The 14,691-nt window shown below is 70.2% G+C and carries 11 protein-coding genes and 1 tRNA gene; 2 read left to right on the top strand and 10 right to left on the bottom strand.

The window, feature by feature from the left end; translation table 11 throughout:
- Entirely contained in the window at positions 1–1,413 is a 1,413-nt protein-coding gene (locus tag OG379_RS19630; protein ID WP_405664500.1) for a serine/threonine-protein kinase, read from the top strand.
- A 78-nt stretch (positions 1,414–1,491) separates the two neighbouring features.
- Here OG379_RS19630 and OG379_RS19635 read toward each other — a convergent pair whose 3' ends face one another.
- The 3 genes from OG379_RS19635 to OG379_RS19645 form a co-directional block, all read right to left on the bottom strand.
- Entirely contained in the window at positions 1,492–2,829 is a 1,338-nt protein-coding gene (locus OG379_RS19635) for a hypothetical protein (RefSeq protein ID WP_405664501.1), read from the bottom strand.
- A complete protein-coding gene (locus OG379_RS19640; RefSeq protein ID WP_405668582.1) occupies positions 2,826–4,724 on the bottom strand; it encodes a vWA domain-containing protein in 1,899 nt (632 codons plus the stop codon). The genes OG379_RS19635 and OG379_RS19640 overlap by 4 nt, the downstream gene beginning before the upstream one ends.
- Positions 4,725–4,942: 218 nt before the next feature.
- A complete protein-coding gene (locus tag OG379_RS19645) occupies positions 4,943–5,077 on the bottom strand; it encodes a DLW-39 family protein (RefSeq protein ID WP_003958712.1) in 135 nt (44 codons plus the stop codon).
- A gap of 281 nt (positions 5,078–5,358) precedes the next feature.
- Here OG379_RS19645 and OG379_RS19650 point away from each other — a divergent pair, with 281 nt between their 5' ends.
- Positions 5,359–5,718 (top strand): DUF6344 domain-containing protein, encoded by a 360-nt coding sequence (locus tag OG379_RS19650; RefSeq protein WP_393763631.1) that lies wholly within the window; start codon positions 5,359–5,361, stop codon positions 5,716–5,718.
- Positions 5,719–6,023: 305 nt separating this feature from the next.
- On the opposite strand, the gene OG379_RS19655 is transcribed toward OG379_RS19650, so the two are convergent.
- The 7 genes from OG379_RS19655 to gnd all read right to left on the bottom strand — a co-directional run bounded on the left by OG379_RS19655 (position 6,024) and on the right by gnd (position 14,657).
- Positions 6,024–6,100 (bottom strand) — tRNA-Ile (locus OG379_RS19655).
- 71 nt (positions 6,101–6,171) lie between these two features.
- Positions 6,172–6,768, bottom strand: a complete 597-nt coding sequence (locus tag OG379_RS19660) for a DUF3566 domain-containing protein (RefSeq protein WP_104787387.1) — start codon at positions 6,766–6,768, stop codon at positions 6,172–6,174.
- Between the two features lie 93 nt (positions 6,769–6,861).
- A complete protein-coding gene (gyrA, locus tag OG379_RS19665) occupies positions 6,862–9,489 on the bottom strand; it encodes a DNA gyrase subunit A (protein ID WP_393763634.1) in 2,628 nt (875 codons plus the stop codon).
- Positions 9,490–9,535: 46 nt separating this feature from the next.
- A complete protein-coding gene (gene gyrB, locus OG379_RS19670) occupies positions 9,536–11,605 on the bottom strand; it encodes a DNA topoisomerase (ATP-hydrolyzing) subunit B (RefSeq protein ID WP_405664503.1) in 2,070 nt (689 codons plus the stop codon).
- A gap of 403 nt (positions 11,606–12,008) precedes the next feature.
- Positions 12,009–12,569, bottom strand: coding sequence for a DciA family protein (locus OG379_RS19675; RefSeq protein ID WP_362927598.1), 561 nt, complete (start codon positions 12,567–12,569; stop codon positions 12,009–12,011).
- Positions 12,570–12,595: 26 nt separating this feature from the next.
- Positions 12,596–13,726, bottom strand: coding sequence for a DNA replication/repair protein RecF (gene recF, locus OG379_RS19680; RefSeq protein WP_393763638.1), 1,131 nt, complete (start codon positions 13,724–13,726; stop codon positions 12,596–12,598).
- Positions 13,727–13,778: 52 nt separating this feature from the next.
- Positions 13,779–14,657, bottom strand: coding sequence for a phosphogluconate dehydrogenase (NAD(+)-dependent, decarboxylating) (gene gnd / locus OG379_RS19685; protein ID WP_383112766.1), 879 nt, complete (start codon positions 14,655–14,657; stop codon positions 13,779–13,781).
- Positions 14,658–14,691 lie beyond the last annotated feature (34 nt).

Here is a 14,691-nt window from a genome sequence, read left to right on the forward strand (position 1 = left end):
ATGGGTGAGGTCTTCGCTGGTCGGTACGAGCTGGTCGATCCGATCGGACGTGGTGGGGTCGGCGCCGTCTGGCGCGCGTGGGACCACCGGCGCCGCCGGTACGTGGCGGCCAAGGTCCTGCAGCAGAGCGACGCGCACACGCTGCTGCGCTTCGTCCGTGAGCAGGCGCTGCGGATCGAGCATCCGCACGTTCTCGCCCCGGCCAGCTGGGCCGCCGACGACGACAAGGTCCTGTTCACGATGGATCTGGTCAGCGGCGGTTCGCTGGCCCATGTCATCGGCGACTACGGCCCGTTGCCCCCTCGGTTCGTCTGTCTCCTGCTCGATCAGCTGCTGTCCGGGCTGTCCACGGTGCACGCCGAGGGGGTCGTGCACCGTGACATCAAACCGGCCAACATCCTTATGGAGGCCACCGGTACGGGCCGACCGCATCTGCGGCTCTCCGACTTCGGCATCTCGATGCGGAAGGGCGAGCCGCGGCTGACGGAGACCAACTACGTGGTGGGCACGCCCGGTTACTTCGCTCCCGAGCAGATGATGGGAGCGGAGCCCGACTTCCCGGCGGACCTCTTCGCCGTCGGGCTCGTCGCGCTCTATCTGCTCCAGGGCCAGAAGCCGGACTCCAAGGCGCTGATCGAGTACTTCGCCACGCACGGCACCCCGGGCGCGCCCCAGGGGGTGCCGGAGCCCTTGTGGCAGGTTCTCGCCGGTCTGCTGCAACCGGACCCGCACGCCCGATTCCGTACGGCCACAGGCGCGCGCAAGGCGCTGACCGCGGCGGTCGAGATGCTGCCGGAGCCCGGCCCGGACGACGAGCGGGTCGAGGTGTTCGACCAGATCGGCCCGCTGCCCGCGGGATTCGGCCCCGACGGACCCGCCACCGGCCCCGGGACACCCGGCAACGGGCCGCAGACGCCCGCACAGGCCGTCGGGGCGCCGCCGCCCGCACCCCAGCCGTCGCAGCAGCCTTACGCGCCGGAGGGCCAGGGACAGCAGCCCTACGCCCCTCCGCAGGGCACGCCGGGGCAGCAGCCCTACGCCCCGCCCTCGTCGATGTCCGAGACGGGCAGCTTCCATCTCGCGCCGCCCCCGCAGCAGCCCGCCCCGATCCCGCACCCGGCGCAGCCGCAGACGCCGTCGTCCGCTCCGCCGGCGGCCCGAGCGGCGTCCCCCTACGCCTCCGACGCCGGTCCGGATCTCGCGCATGCCGCCACGGCCGCCGTGCCGTACGGGACCACGCCCACGCGCCCGTACACCGCCCAGCACCCGCAGGCTCCTCAGCCCGTCGCACCGGCCGCCCCGCGACCGGCCCCCTCGAAGCGGCCGGGACCGTCCCCGAAGGTGGCGGTCCCGGTGCTGGTCGTGGCGCTGATCTGCTTCGCGGTGGGGATCTGGGCCCTCACCCAGGCCTGAGGGACCGGACGCTCACCCCAGGCCTGAGGATCCGGGCCCTCACCCAGGCCTGGGCGCCTTCCCGGACGTCCGAGCCGCCTACCAGGCCTGCGGCGGGCCGCCGAACGGCGGCTGACCGCCCGCGCCCGGCGGCACAGCGGCCGGAGCCGCCCGGCGCCTGGCCAGCAGGGTCCACGCCCCGAGCCCCAGGACCAGCACGGAACCCGCGCCGATGCCCGCCGCGGCGACCGTCTTCATCATGGCGCTCTCACCGGCCTCGGGCGCGCTCCGGCCGCTCTGGGCCATGTCCCTGTCGTCGTCCGTGACCCCGAAGATCCCGGCGTCCCCCTGGTAGGGCGACGCCTTGCTGTCGTTGACGACCTTCACCTTGAGCGTCAGCCCGAGGGCCCCGTCCCCGTAGTGCTCGGCGACCTCGGGCGAGAGCGTCACCGACAGGTAGTACCAGCCCGCGAAGCGCATGGCGCTGACGTCGGCCCCCGAGTCGTAACGGTTCTCGTACGCCACCGGGGGAAGCGGGTCCAGGGCCACCGAGTTGGGCGTCCCGGAGTACGACAGCGTCGCGTCGTCCACATGACCGCGTGCCGGGTTGTCCAGGGCCAGCGCCAGGGCGTTGCCGAGGTACTCCGTCGACTTGCCGCTGTTGCTCAGCGCGGCCGTGGCGAAGAGCTGCTGCCCCCAGTCCACGGGAACCCGGTAGAAACGGGTCTGCCCCGGCGTGATCGTGTCGACCCATTCACCGGTGTCCAGGCTGGTGGCGTCGTAGAAACCGCTGCCGCCGGACCGCTTCTGCTTGCCGGCGGGCGGCGTCGGCGAGGCGGAGGGCCAGTTCTCCGGCGCCTCGGTCGGCATCGACTTCTTGTCCTTGAGCGCCGGTTCGTTCTCGAAGCGCAGCTCCAGGTCCCAGGCTTCGGGGGACGACGTCGCCTTGCTCTCCCGCTCGATCAGGACGTTGTACGTGCCACCCGCCGCGCACGTGGTGCTGTCCTTCTCCACGGTCCGGTGGGCGTAGGCGGCGATCGGCCGGGGGAACTCCGCCGACTCGAAGTCCGCGTCCTCGGAACTGCACTGGTTGTCGTCGAGGTCCCTCATGCTGATCGTGATGCCGTCGCCGTAGGCGACCTTCCCACCGGCCTTCGGCACCGCCACGGCGGAGACGTAGGCATCCGTCCTGTCGTCGAGCTCCAGACGGTAGTAGAGCTTCTGCCCCTGCCCGATGGAGCTCTTGTAGACCGACCCCGGCTTCAGCTCCGCCGCGTCGGCGTTGGACTCCGCGCCCTGGACCGCCTCCGCCGCGGGATCGAAGGTGTACGCGGCAGGGTCGTCGGCCGCGTGCGCCTGCCCCGGCAGCGCCGCCACCGCGCACACCGCCGCGATCGTCGCGAGCGTCACCCGGCCCCTGTTGCGCTGCCTGTTCACGCGCTTCCCCTCGTCGTCTGCGTACCTGCCCTGCGCCGGCCGCGTACGAGCAGGAATCCGGCGGTCAGAGCGACCGCGGCGCCCGCTCCGACGGCGGCCGCAATGCCGGTCCATCCTGCCCCGCCCGTACCACCGCTGTCTGCGGCCCCCGCCGCACTGCCGTCATTGCCCGCCTTCGTACCGCCCGGCTTCTGCGCCAGTGCCGGGGCCCCGTGCTCGGGACCGGCCAGCTCGTCCCCGAGGACCGCCACCCGCAGCACCACACCGATGCGCGGGTTCTCGGCGATCTCGGCCGCCCTCGCCCCCAGGGTCACCGCGATGTAGAAGTCGCCGCCGGCGTGCACCGGGCGGACCGCCGAACGGGACTCGTAGCGGTTGGTCCAGGCGACCGGGACGGATCCCATCCGCAGCGCCGCCGGCTTCCCGCTGTACATCGCCGTCGAGCGGAACTCACCGCCGCTGTCGACCGGGAAGCGCGCCGGAGTGAACAGTTGTGTCCCGCCGTACGAGTAGGTGGCGGCGCCCCCGTCGACCGTGGGCTCGTTGGCGAACTCCACGTCGTAGCGCACCTGCTGGCCCCAGCCCGCCTGCACCCTGTACCAAAGTGTCTGCGACGGCAGGATCCGGTCCCGCCACACACCCCGGCCGAGCGGTGTGGCGTCGTTGAAGCCGGTGCCGCCCCGCACGTCGCGCGGATCGCCCGTCGGCAGCGCCGCGTGCTCTCCGCCCTTCCCGTACTCCGGCCGGGACTGCGCGGGGGTGACTCCGCCGGCCAGCGGCGGCTCCACGCCGTACACCAGCTCCAGGGGCCAACGGGCCCTGTCGGAACCCTTCTTGCTCTGCCGCTCGACGACGAGCCAGTAGCGGCCCGCCTCGTCACAGCTGCGGGTCCCGTCCTCCGAGCGGATCCGGGACACCGCGGAGGTCAGCGGCGTCGCGCCCTCCTGCTGGAGGAAGCGCTCCGTGTCCGAGTCACAGGTGGAGTCCCCGTCGCCGTACGCCAGACCGGTGCTCAGGGCGTCGAGGCTGTCGACGGCCGCACCGGCCTGGGGCACCGCGGTGGCCGCGAAGTCGGCGGTGGAGACCGCGTCCAGGCTCACGGCGTAGTACCGCTTCTCGCCGGGCCCGATGGTGTCCAGGTAGTGGCCGGGGTCCATGGAGGGTGCCTTCGCCGTGGTGGCCCCTCCCTCGACCGGCTCGCCCTTCAACCGGTAGCCGTCGGCCGAGAGCTGCGCGGACCGCTGGAGCTGGCGGGCGAGCGCGTCCGCGTCCGGCGCGTCGTAGTAGCGCCCGTTGCCCGCCTCCGCGACGCATTCCAACTGCTCCCGGGCAGCCCCCTCGACCTGGAAGCCCACGGTGTCGATCCGCAGCCCGGCACTCTTCCTGCCGAGCTCCTCGGCCACCTCGCAGGGGGCCGGCGTACCGCAGTTGTCCTCGCCGTCGGAGATCAGAAGGATCGTGCGGGTCCCGACGGCACCGGCCGAGGGCGTGGGAAGGTCTTCGGCGGCCTTGCGCAGGGACAGCCCGATCGGGGTGTCCCCCCGGGGCTGCACGCCCGCGACGGCCTTCTTCATGGCGGCCCGGTCCAATGCGCTCACCGGACGCACGAGCCGGGTGTCCGTGCAGCCGCGGGGCCGGTCGGCGCCGTACACGCGCAGGCCGGCCGGGTGCCCCTCGGGCAGCGCGTCGACCACGGTCCCCACGGCCTTACGCGCGCTCTCCATCCGGGTCCGGCCCGTGCCGTCGTCGTCCGCCATGGAGCCCGAGGAGTCGAGCACCATGACGAGACTGCCGCTGCCCGGCCCGTCCCGCTCCGCGGCCTCCCGGGCCGCCGGTACGGACGCCACGGCGGGCAGCACCGCCGCCACCAGGGCGAACAGCGCCCCGCCGGCCATGACCGCCGTCCTCCCCCTGCGGCGGCACGTGGCCGCTCCCGTGCGTGCGTTCACCGAATCCCCCTCGGTCACCGTCATCACCGTTGCTTTGCTCATGCAACCTAGCGATTTGCTTAGGTGAACTCAAGGGCGTGGTCGTCACGGTCCCGCAACAGCACTCCGGGCAGCAGAAAGCCCCGGCCGCTCGGCGGCCGGGGCTTCTAGCAGACTGTTCCGTCTCACACACCTGAACCTGCGGGCACGGAGTCGGTCGCCTCCGTCCACAGATCCTGCTCGGCGCGATCCGCCTGGATCTGGCGGTACACGAGGAGCCCGCCGATGGCGGCCAGTGCGACCAGGAGAAGCTTCTTCACCGCGCGACCTCGTCTTTCCTTGACGTAAGGGACTTCTGCCGCCCGACTATACACACCGACCGATACCGATCGGTGACCTCCCCGGCACCCCGTCGCCGCCCGCTCCGGACCCCTGTCGAGACCCCTGGGGACCCCCGAAGCGGGTTTTCCGAGCCGGTTGAACCATAAGAGTGGTGTTCATCGGAAGATCGGCGCACCGGGGGCGTCGGTCCCGGTTTCCACGGCTCGGATCCACATCATCGGAAAGGTAAGCAAACCGGACCACCTGAAAGCGAGGGGCCATGAGCACCTTCAGGGTCAAGAGCATCTGGACCGCCTTCATCACCGCCTTCTTCGCGCTTCTCGCGTCGCTGGGCCTCGCCACCGCCCAGGCCACGGCCGCGGAGCCGACGGCCACGAGCCACGAGCACACGGGTGCGAACCCGGCAACCGCGACCACGCCGTCGGTGCGATGGACCCTTCCGCGTGACAGGGCGCTGCCACCCACGATGAAGCAGCGCATCCGCGCCGAGGCGCACGGCTCCTCGCCCGCCACCCGCCAGCTGTCCGCCGACACCACGGACGCCGCCGAGGCGACGAACAGCACCCGCTCCGCCCACAGCGCCACACCCGCCGGGGACTCGGCCCCGCTGCCACCCTGAGGGCGCCGCGCACGCCACCCAGGCCCCTGGTCCGGTTCACACCGGCGGGGGCCTTTTCCATGCCTCCGTACGCGCCCCCGCCGGGCCGGCCGGGGGAGAGCACCCTCCGGGGCTGTGCCGGACGGCGTCCGGGGCCGCCCCCGGGGCTGTTGCCGGGGGGCGTCCCGCTTCTCCCTGAGGCCCGGACCGCTTCAGGCTCCCCGGGGGCGGTGCCGGGCGGCGGTCAGGTCACATCCGCCGCCGGCCCCGGCTGCCCCCGGACATGCAGAAGGCCCCCCACCGTTTCCGGTGAGGGGCCTTCCTGCTGGTGGGGCTAACAGGATTTGAACCTGTGGCCTCATCCTTATCAGGGATGCGCTCTAACCAACTGAGCTATAGCCCCGCCGCGCTGCTGCGCTGACTTCTGAAGATTAGCGCACGTCGGGGCCAGTCCCAAAATCGATACCCGGCGCCCTACTCGTCCTCGGCGAGAGTGAGCTCCACACCACCGACGAAGCCGGCCGACAGGTTGTAGATGAACGCGCCCAGCGTCGCCAGCGCGGTGGCCAGCACCACGTCGATCACGGCGATGACCGACGTGAAGATGAGGACGCGCGGCAGCGACAGGAACGACTGCAGATCGAAGCCGTTGCTCTCGTTCGAGCCGGTGGCCTCGCTGATCGTTCCGCCCACGGTCTCGAAGACGCCCATGGCGTCCATCACCATCCACAGCACGGCGGCCGCGACCACCGTGCAGATGCCGAGCGCGATGGAGAGCAGGAAGCTGACCTTCATCACCGACCACGGATCGGCCTTCGCCACCCGCAGTCGCGCCTTACGGGTACGCGGAGTGGTCCGCGCCCCGGTCCGCGGCAGCCGGGTCGCCTGCGCTCCGCCCACGCCCTGTACACCGCCCTGAGTGCCGCCGCCCTGCGTACCGCCCGCGGGGGACTGGTACGCCTGCGGCGGGTGGTAGGGACCCGCCTGTCCCGCCGCGGGCTCACGCTCGCCGGGCAACGGCCCGGTCGCGTAACCCTCGTACTGCGGCTGAGGTCCCCGAGTGTCCGTCACAGTGCCCCCTTGGGAGTCCGTGGCAGGGCCACGGGCGCCGTGCGCGCCTGCTCCGGAAGCGGCCGAACCGGCGCCCGTGGCTCCACTCACGCTCTACTCCTCGTGCTCCCCGGCCGAGGGCGCCGTGCCCTCGACTGTGCCCTCGACCACGCTCGCGGCATCGGCCTCGACCGTGGCGCCTTCGGCCTCATCGGTCCCGTCGACCTCTTCGGCCTCACGACCGGCCTCGGCGTTGCGCGCGATGCCGACGACGGCATCACGCTTGCCCAGATTGATCAGTTGGACGCCCATGGTGTCACGGCCCGTCTCCCTGACTTCATTGACTCGCGTACGGATCACACCACCGCCGAGCGTGATGGCGAGGATCTCGTCCGCTTCCTCCACCACCAGCGCGCCGACGAGCGATCCGCGGTCCTCGACGATCTTGGCGGCCTTGATTCCCAGACCACCACGACCCTGGACGCGGTACTCGTCCACCGCGGTCCGCTTCGCGTACCCGCCGTCGGTGGCAGTGAACACGAACGTACCGGGCCGGACAACATTCATCGAGAGCAGTTCGTCGCCTTCGCGGAAACTCATGCCCTTCACGCCCGAGGTGGCGCGGCCCATCGGGCGCAGCGCGTCGTCCGTCGCGGTGAACCTGATCGACTGGGCCTTCCTGCTGACGAGCAGCAGGTCGTCCTCGGCCGACACCAGCTCGGCGCCGATCAGTTCGTCGTCGCTCCCGTCCTGGGTCTCCCGCAGGTTGATCGCGATGACACCGCCCGAACGCGGGGAGTCGTAGTCCTTCAGCGCGGTCTTCTTCACGAGACCGCCCTTCGTCGCCAGGATCAGATAGGGCGCGGCCTCGTAGTCGCGGATCGCCAGGATCTGGGCGATCTGCTCGTCCGGCTGGAACGCCAGCAGGTTCGCGACGTGCTGGCCACGCGCGTCCCGGCCGGCATCCGGCAGTTCGTACGCCTTGGCGCGGTAGACCCGGCCCTTGTTCGTGAAGAACAGCAGCCAGTGATGGGTCGTCGACACGAAGAAGTGGTCGACGATGTCGTCTTCCCTGAGCTTCGTGCCCCGCACGCCCTTGCCGCCGCGCTTCTGCGAGCGGTAGTCGTCCGTCTTCGTGCGCTTGACGTAACCGCCGCGCGAGATGGTGACGACGATGTCTTCCTCGGCGATCAGGTCCTCGATGGACATGTCGCCGTCGAAGGGGACCAGCTTGGAGCGCCGGTCGTCGCCGAACTTGTCGACGATCGCCGCCAGCTCCTCGCTGACGATCTGACGCTGCTTCGCGGACGAGGCCAGGATCTCGTTGTACTCGTTGATCTTCGCCTGGAGCTCGTCGTGCTCGGCGGTGATCTTCTGGTGCTCCAGCGCGGCCAGGCGACGCAGCTGCATCTCCAGGATCGCGTTCGCCTGGAGCTCGTCGATCTCCAGCAGGCCCATCAGGCCCTCGCGCGCGATCTCCACGGTGTTGCTGCGCCGGATGAGCGCGATGACCTCGTCGATCGCGTCCAGGGCCTTGAGCAGGCCGCGCAGGATGTGCGCCCGCTCCTCGGCCTTGCGCAGCCGGAACTTCGTACGCCGGACGATGACCTCGATCTGGTGCGCCACCCAGTGCCGGATGAACGCGTCGATCGACAGCGTGCGCGGCACCCCGTCGACGAGCGCCAGCATGTTCGCGCCGAAGTTCGACTGCAGATCGGTGTGCTTGTAGAGGTTGTTCAGCACGACCTTGGCGACCGCGTCACGCTTCAGCACGACGACCAGTCGCTGGCCCGTGCGCGAGGACGTCTCGTCACGGACGTCCGCGATGCCGCCGACCTTGCCGTCCTTCACCAGGTCGGCGATCTTCTGCGCGAGGTTGTCGGGGTTGGTCTGGTACGGAAGCTCCGTGACGACCAGGCACTGCCGGCCCTGGATCTCCTCGACCGCGACGACCGCGCGCATCGTGATCGATCCACGGCCCGTGCGGTACGCCTCCTCGATGCCCTTGCGGCCCACGACGAGCGCGCCCGTCGGGAAGTCCGGGCCCTTGATCCGCTCGAGCAGTGCGTCCAGGAGCTCCTCGTGCGAGGCCTCCGGGTGCTCCAGGTACCACTGCGCTCCGGCCGCGACCTCGCGCAGGTTGTGCGGCGGGATGTTGGTGGCCATGCCGACCGCGATGCCCGCGGAACCGTTCACCAGGAGGTTCGGGAAGCGCGCCGGCAGAACCGTCGGCTCCTGGTTGCGTCCGTCGTAGTTGTCCTGGAAGTCGACGGTCTCCTCGTCGATGTCCCGGACCATCTCCATGGACAGCGGCATCATCTTGCATTCGGTGTACCGCATCGCCGCGGCCGGGTCGTTGCCCGGGGAACCGAAGTTGCCGTTGGAGTCCACCAGCGGCATGCGCATCGACCAGTGCTGCGCCAGTCGCACGAGCGCGTCGTAGATCGAGGAGTCGCCGTGCGGGTGGTACGTACCCATGACGTCACCGACGACGCGGGCGCACTTGTAGAAGCCCTTCTCGGGCCGGTAGCCACCGTCGTACATCGCGTACAGCACCCGGCGGTGGACGGGCTTCAGACCGTCCCTCACGTCGGGCAGCGCACGCGACACGATGACGGACATCGCGTAGTCGAGGTAGGAGCGCTGCATCTCCGTCTCGAGCCCGACGGGCTCGACACGCATGCCCACTCCCGGGACGGCGGGCTCCTCTTCGGGCATCACAGGGGTGTTCTCGTCGGCCATTGCTGGTCAAAGTCCTTTCACGCTGCGGCTTGCTTGTACGGCCGACTCAGATGTCGAGGAAGCGGACGTCCTTGGCGTTGCGCTGGATGAACGAGCGCCGCGCCTCGACGTCCTCACCCATCAGCACCGAGAACAGGTCGTCCGCCTGCGCCGCGTCGTCCAGCGTGACCTGGCCGAGAACGCGGTGATCCTGGTCCATCGTGGTGATGCGCAGCTCCTCGGCGTTCATCTCGCCGAGACCCTTGAAGCGCTGGATGGAGTCCTCCTTGATCCGCTTGCCGTTCTGCTTGCCGAGCGCCACCAGGGCGTCGCGCTCACGGTCCGAGTACGCGTACTCGAAGTCGTCACGGCCCCACTTGATCTTGTAGAGCGGCGGGCGCGAGAGGTACACGTGCCCGGACTCGACCAGCGGCCGCATGAAGCGGAACAGGAAGGTCAGCAGCAGGGTGTTGATGTGCTGGCCGTCGACGTCGGCGTCCGCCATCAAGATGATCTTGTGATAGCGGAGCTTCTCGATGTCGAAGTCCTCGTGGACCCCGGTACCGAAGGCCGAGATCAGCGCCTGGACCTCGGTGTTCTGCAGGATCTTGTCGATCCTGGCCTTCTCGACGTTCAGGATCTTGCCCCGGATCGGCAGGATGGCCTGGTACATCGGGTTACGGCCGGACTTCGCCGAACCACCGGCGGAGTCACCCTCGACGATGAAGATCTCGCACTTCGTCGGGTCGTTGGACTGGCAGTCGCTCAGCTTGCCGGGCAGCGAGGCGCTCTCCAGGAGCCCCTTGCGCCGCGTCAGGTCACGCGCCTTGCGGGCCGCGACACGGGCCGTGGACGCCGCGATGCCCTTGCGGATGATGTCGGCGGCCTCGTTGGGGTTCCGGTCGAACCAGTCCGTCAACTGCTCGTGGACGACCTTCTGCACGAAGGTCTTCGCCTCGGTGTTGCCCAGCTTGGTCTTCGTCTGGCCCTCGAACTGGGGCTCGCCCAGCTTCACCGAGATGATCGCCGTCAGGCCCTCGCGGACGTCCTCACCGGTGAGGTTGTCGTCCTTCTCGCGCAGCAGCTTCTTGTCGCGCGCGTAGCGGTTGACCAGCGAGGTCAGCGCCGCACGGAAGCCCTCCTCGTGCGTACCGCCCTCGTGCGTGTGGATCGCGTTGGCGAAGGAGTAGACCCCCTCGGTGTACTGCGTGTTCCACTGCATGGCGATCTCGACCGAGAGGAGGCGCTCCTTGTCCTCGGCCTCGATGTCGATCACCGACTGGTGAATCAGCTCGCCCTTGCGGGAGTTGAGGTACTTGACGAAGTCGACGATGCCGTTCTCGTAGTGATACGTGACCGTGCGGGTCGACTCCTCGTCGGGTACGTCGACCACCTCGGCGCTGTCCGCGCCCGCCGTGGCCTTCGCCGCCGCCCGCTCGTCGGTGAGCGTGAGCGTGAGTCCCTTGTTGAGGAACGCCATCTCCTGGAAGCGGCGGGAGAGGGTCTCGAAGGAGTAGTCGGTGGTCTCGAAGACGTCTCCGTCGGCCCAGAAGGTGACGGTCGTCCCCGTCTCCTCGGTGGCCTCGTTACGGGCCAGCGGGGCTGTCGGGACACCGAGCTTGTAGTCCTGGGTCCAGCGGTAGCCGTCCGTCTTGACCTCCACGGCCACCCGCGTGGAGAGGGCGTTGACGACGGACACACCGACGCCGTGCAGACCGCCGGAGACGGCGTAGCCGCCGCCGCCGAACTTGCCGCCGGCGTGCAGCACGGTGAGGACGACCTCGACGGCCGGCTTGCCCTCGGACGGCACGATGCCGACCGGGATACCGCGGCCGTTGTCGATCACACGCACCCCGCCGTCGGCGAGGATCGTGACGTCGATGGTGTCCGCGTGCCCGGCCATGGCCTCGTCGACCGAGTTGTCGACAACCTCTTGCACGAGGTGGTGGAGACCGCGCTCACCGGTGGACCCGATGTACATACCGGGTCGCTTACGGACCGCGTCCAGACCTTCGAGCACGGTGATCGCGCTGGCGTCGTACGAGGCGGTGACCTCGCCGTGCTCACCGGCTGTGGACGGGATGTTCTCGTTGGGGTTGCCGGAATCGGCCACGAAGCGCCCTTTCTGGCACAGCACAGGCCGTTCTCCGGCAGGCGGGAGCGGCTGCGTCGTTCGGCTTGTATCGACGACTCCCGCGAGGAAGCGGGATTGTCCACCAGTCTACCGGTAGCGCCGACATGAATGGGGGTTTGCCGGTGCCTGAGTACGCATGTGCCGCCCTGAATGAGCGGCTGACGACTCCCCATATTCAGGAAGGGGCCCCGGGGGGCTCACGAGGGCTTTGCGCGCTTCGGGCTGTCAACCTCCCGCTACGGTGAGGGACGCTCCACTCTCCCCGCGCGAACCAAGTCACCCCATAGCCGGACAGACCGGAAGCGCCGGGTCTTCGACGAAGTGGGACATAAGCGGACGAAGCGCAGCTCGCGCCGTCCTCGGCGCAGGCGGGTGCCCGAAGGTTCCGGACGAGGAAAAGGCCTGCTCAGCCGTAGGTGTCGCCCGGCCCCTTGCTCCCGGGAGTCCGGAGAGGGCCGAATCTGCGCGGTGGACCGCCCGGACCGAGCACTTTGATCATCCGCACGGTGCCGTGGCCCAGGTCCGTGTTCAGCCGGGCCACGAGCTGCGGGGCCAGCAGCCGGAGCTGCGTCGCCCATGCCGTCGAGTCGCACTGCACGGTCAGCACCCGCTCGGCCGGGTCCTCGTCGTACCGCACGGGGACGCAGTGGTTGGCCAGATCGTCACCGACGATCTGCGGCCAGCGGCCCATCACACCGCCGACGGCCGCCGGTGTCTCCCAGCCCCGCTCGGTGATCAGCCGGTTGATCGCCGACCCCAGAGGCAGCGGGTCGCGCCCGTCGGACCGGGCGCCCGACCGCAGGCCGCCGCCCCGCCTCGCCTGATTCTTCTGCTGCGCCGCGGCGCCCCGGGCACGGGCCTGTTCCTTCGCGGCGCGCAGGGCCACACGCGCCAGGTCCACGCCGGACACCTCCGGCGGCTTCACCGGATCCGGCCCGGCTCCGGCCGGCTTCGCCTGCCCCGGCAGGGGACCGCCCTGCTCGTCCAGGCCGCTCACAGTCGCTCCACCGCACCGGCGGACACGGCGTACCGGGCTCCCGCCAGGACACCCGGGACGTCGTCGTCCACGGCCGCCGTCACCAGCACCTGCTCCCCGGGGGCGACCAGCTCGGCCAGCCGCTCGCGACGGCGCGCGTCCAGCTCGGCGAACACGTCGTCGAGCACCAGCACCGGCTCGTTGCCCTCGGTGCGAAGCAGATCGTACGAGGCCAGCCGCAGGGCCAGGGCGTACGACCAGGACTCGCCGTGGCTCGCGTACCCCTTCGCCGGCATGCCGCGCAGGCCAAGCACCAGGTCGTCACGGTGGGGACCGACCAGGGTCACCCCGCGCTCGATCTCCTGCTTGCGCGCCTCGGCCAGGGCCGCCATCACCTGCTCGTACAGCTCCTCGCGGGTGCGCGCGGGCTCCACGTCGCCACCGACCGAGCTGCGGTACTCCAGGGTGACGGGGCCACCGCCGGGGGCCACGTCCGCGTACGCCTTGTCCGCCAGCGGCTGCAGGGTCGCGATCAGGTCCAGCCGCTGCGCCAGCAGCTCCGCCGCCACCCTGCCCAGGTGCTGGTCCCACACGTCGAGGGTGGACAGATCCATCGACCGGCCACCGTGTCTGCGGGCCATGGCGGCGGACTTCAGCAGGGTGTTGCGCTGCTTCAGCACCCGCTCGTAGTCGGAGCGGACCCCGGCCATGCGGGGGGACCGCGCCGTGATCAGCTCGTCCAGGAAGCGCCTGCGCTCGCCCGGGTCACCCTTCACCAGGGCCAAGTCCTCCGGGGCGAAGAGCACCGTCCGCACTATGCCCAGCACGTCACGCGGCCTGACCTGCGACGACCTGTTGATACGGGCCCGGTTGGCACGGCCCGGATTGAGCTCCAGCTCGATCAGCTGCGAGCGCTCCCCCTGGGTGACCGCGGCCCGTACGACGGCGCGCTCCGCGCCCATGCGTACCAGCGGGGCATCGGACGACACCCGGTGGCTGCCGAGCGTCGCCAGATAGCCGACCGCCTCCACCAGATTGGTCTTGCCCTGTCCGTTGGCCCCCACGAACGCGGTGACGCCCGGGTCGAGAGGAACCTCGACCCGGGCGTACGAGCGGAAGTCGGCCAGCGAGAGATGCGTGACGTGCATGGTCGCCGACCCTTCCGACTGCGTGCTCTGCTGTGTGCTGCTGTGGCGCTGGCTACTTCTTGTTCTCGACCGCGTGGCCGCCGAACTGGTTGCGCAGCGCGGCGATCATCTTCATCTGCGGCGAGTCGTCCTGCCGCGAGGCGAAGCGCGCGAACAGGGACGCGGTGATCGCGGGCAGCGGGACCGCGTTGTCGATGGCGGCCTCGACCGTCCACCGGCCCTCGCCGGAGTCCGCCGCGAAACCACGGAGCTGGTCGAGGTGCTCGTCGTCGTCCAGCGCGTTGACCGCGAGGTCGAGCAGCCAGGAACGGATGACCGTCCCCTCCTGCCAGGAGCGGAAGACCTCGCGCACGTCGGTGACGGAGTCGACCTTCTCCAGGAGCTCCCAGCCCTCGGCGTAGGCCTGCATCATGGCGTACTCGATGCCGTTGTGGACCATCTTGGCGAAGTGGCCGGCGCCGACCTTGCCCGCGTGGACGGAGCCGAAGTCGCCCTCGGGCTTGAGCGCGTCGAAGACCGGCTGGACCTTCTCGACGTTCGCGGTCTCGCCGCCGTACATCAGGGCGTAGCCGTTCTCCAGGCCCCAGACGCCACCGGAGACGCCGCAGTCGACGAAGCCGATGCCCTTGATGCCCAGCTCGACGGCGTGCTTCTCGTCGTCGGTCCAGCGGGAGTTCCCGCCGTCCACGACGACGTCACCCGGGGAGAGCAGCTCGGCCAGCTCGTCGATGGTGGACTGGGTCGCGGCACCGGCCGGGACCATCACCCACACGACGCGCGGACCCTTGAGCTTGCCCACAAGCTCTTCGAGGCTGTGGACATCGGCGACGTCCGGGTTGCGGTCGTAACCGATGACCGTGTGGCCTGCGCGGCGGATGCGCTCGCGCATGTTGCCGCCCATCTTGCCGAGGCCGACGAGACCGAGCTCCATCAGAGATTCCTTAAGCGTTGTGCCGATTCGTACC

It is taken from the genome of Streptomyces sp. NBC_01166 (assembly GCF_045039765.1).
Taxonomy (GTDB): Bacteria; Actinomycetota; Actinomycetes; order Streptomycetales; family Streptomycetaceae; genus Streptomyces.

What these genes read in the sequence shown, in the direction of transcription:
- OG379_RS19650 (WP_393763631.1), top strand. Translation starts at nt 5,359, where the DNA reads ATGAGCACCTTCAGGGTCAAGAGCATCTGGACCGCCTTCATCACCGCC.
- gnd (WP_383112766.1), bottom strand. Translation starts at nt 14,657, where the DNA reads ATGGAGCTCGGTCTCGTCGGCCTCGGCAAGATGGGCGGCAACATGCGC.
- gyrA (WP_393763634.1), bottom strand. Translation starts at nt 9,489, where the DNA reads ATGGCCGACGAGAACACCCCTGTGATGCCCGAAGAGGAGCCCGCCGTC.
- OG379_RS19640 (WP_405668582.1), bottom strand. Translation starts at nt 4,724, where the DNA reads ATGGCCGGCGGGGCGCTGTTCGCCCTGGTGGCGGCGGTGCTGCCCGCC.
- OG379_RS19630 (WP_405664500.1), top strand. Translation starts at nt 1, where the DNA reads ATGGGTGAGGTCTTCGCTGGTCGGTACGAGCTGGTCGATCCGATCGGA.
- recF (WP_393763638.1), bottom strand. Translation starts at nt 13,726, where the DNA reads ATGCACGTCACGCATCTCTCGCTGGCCGACTTCCGCTCGTACGCCCGG.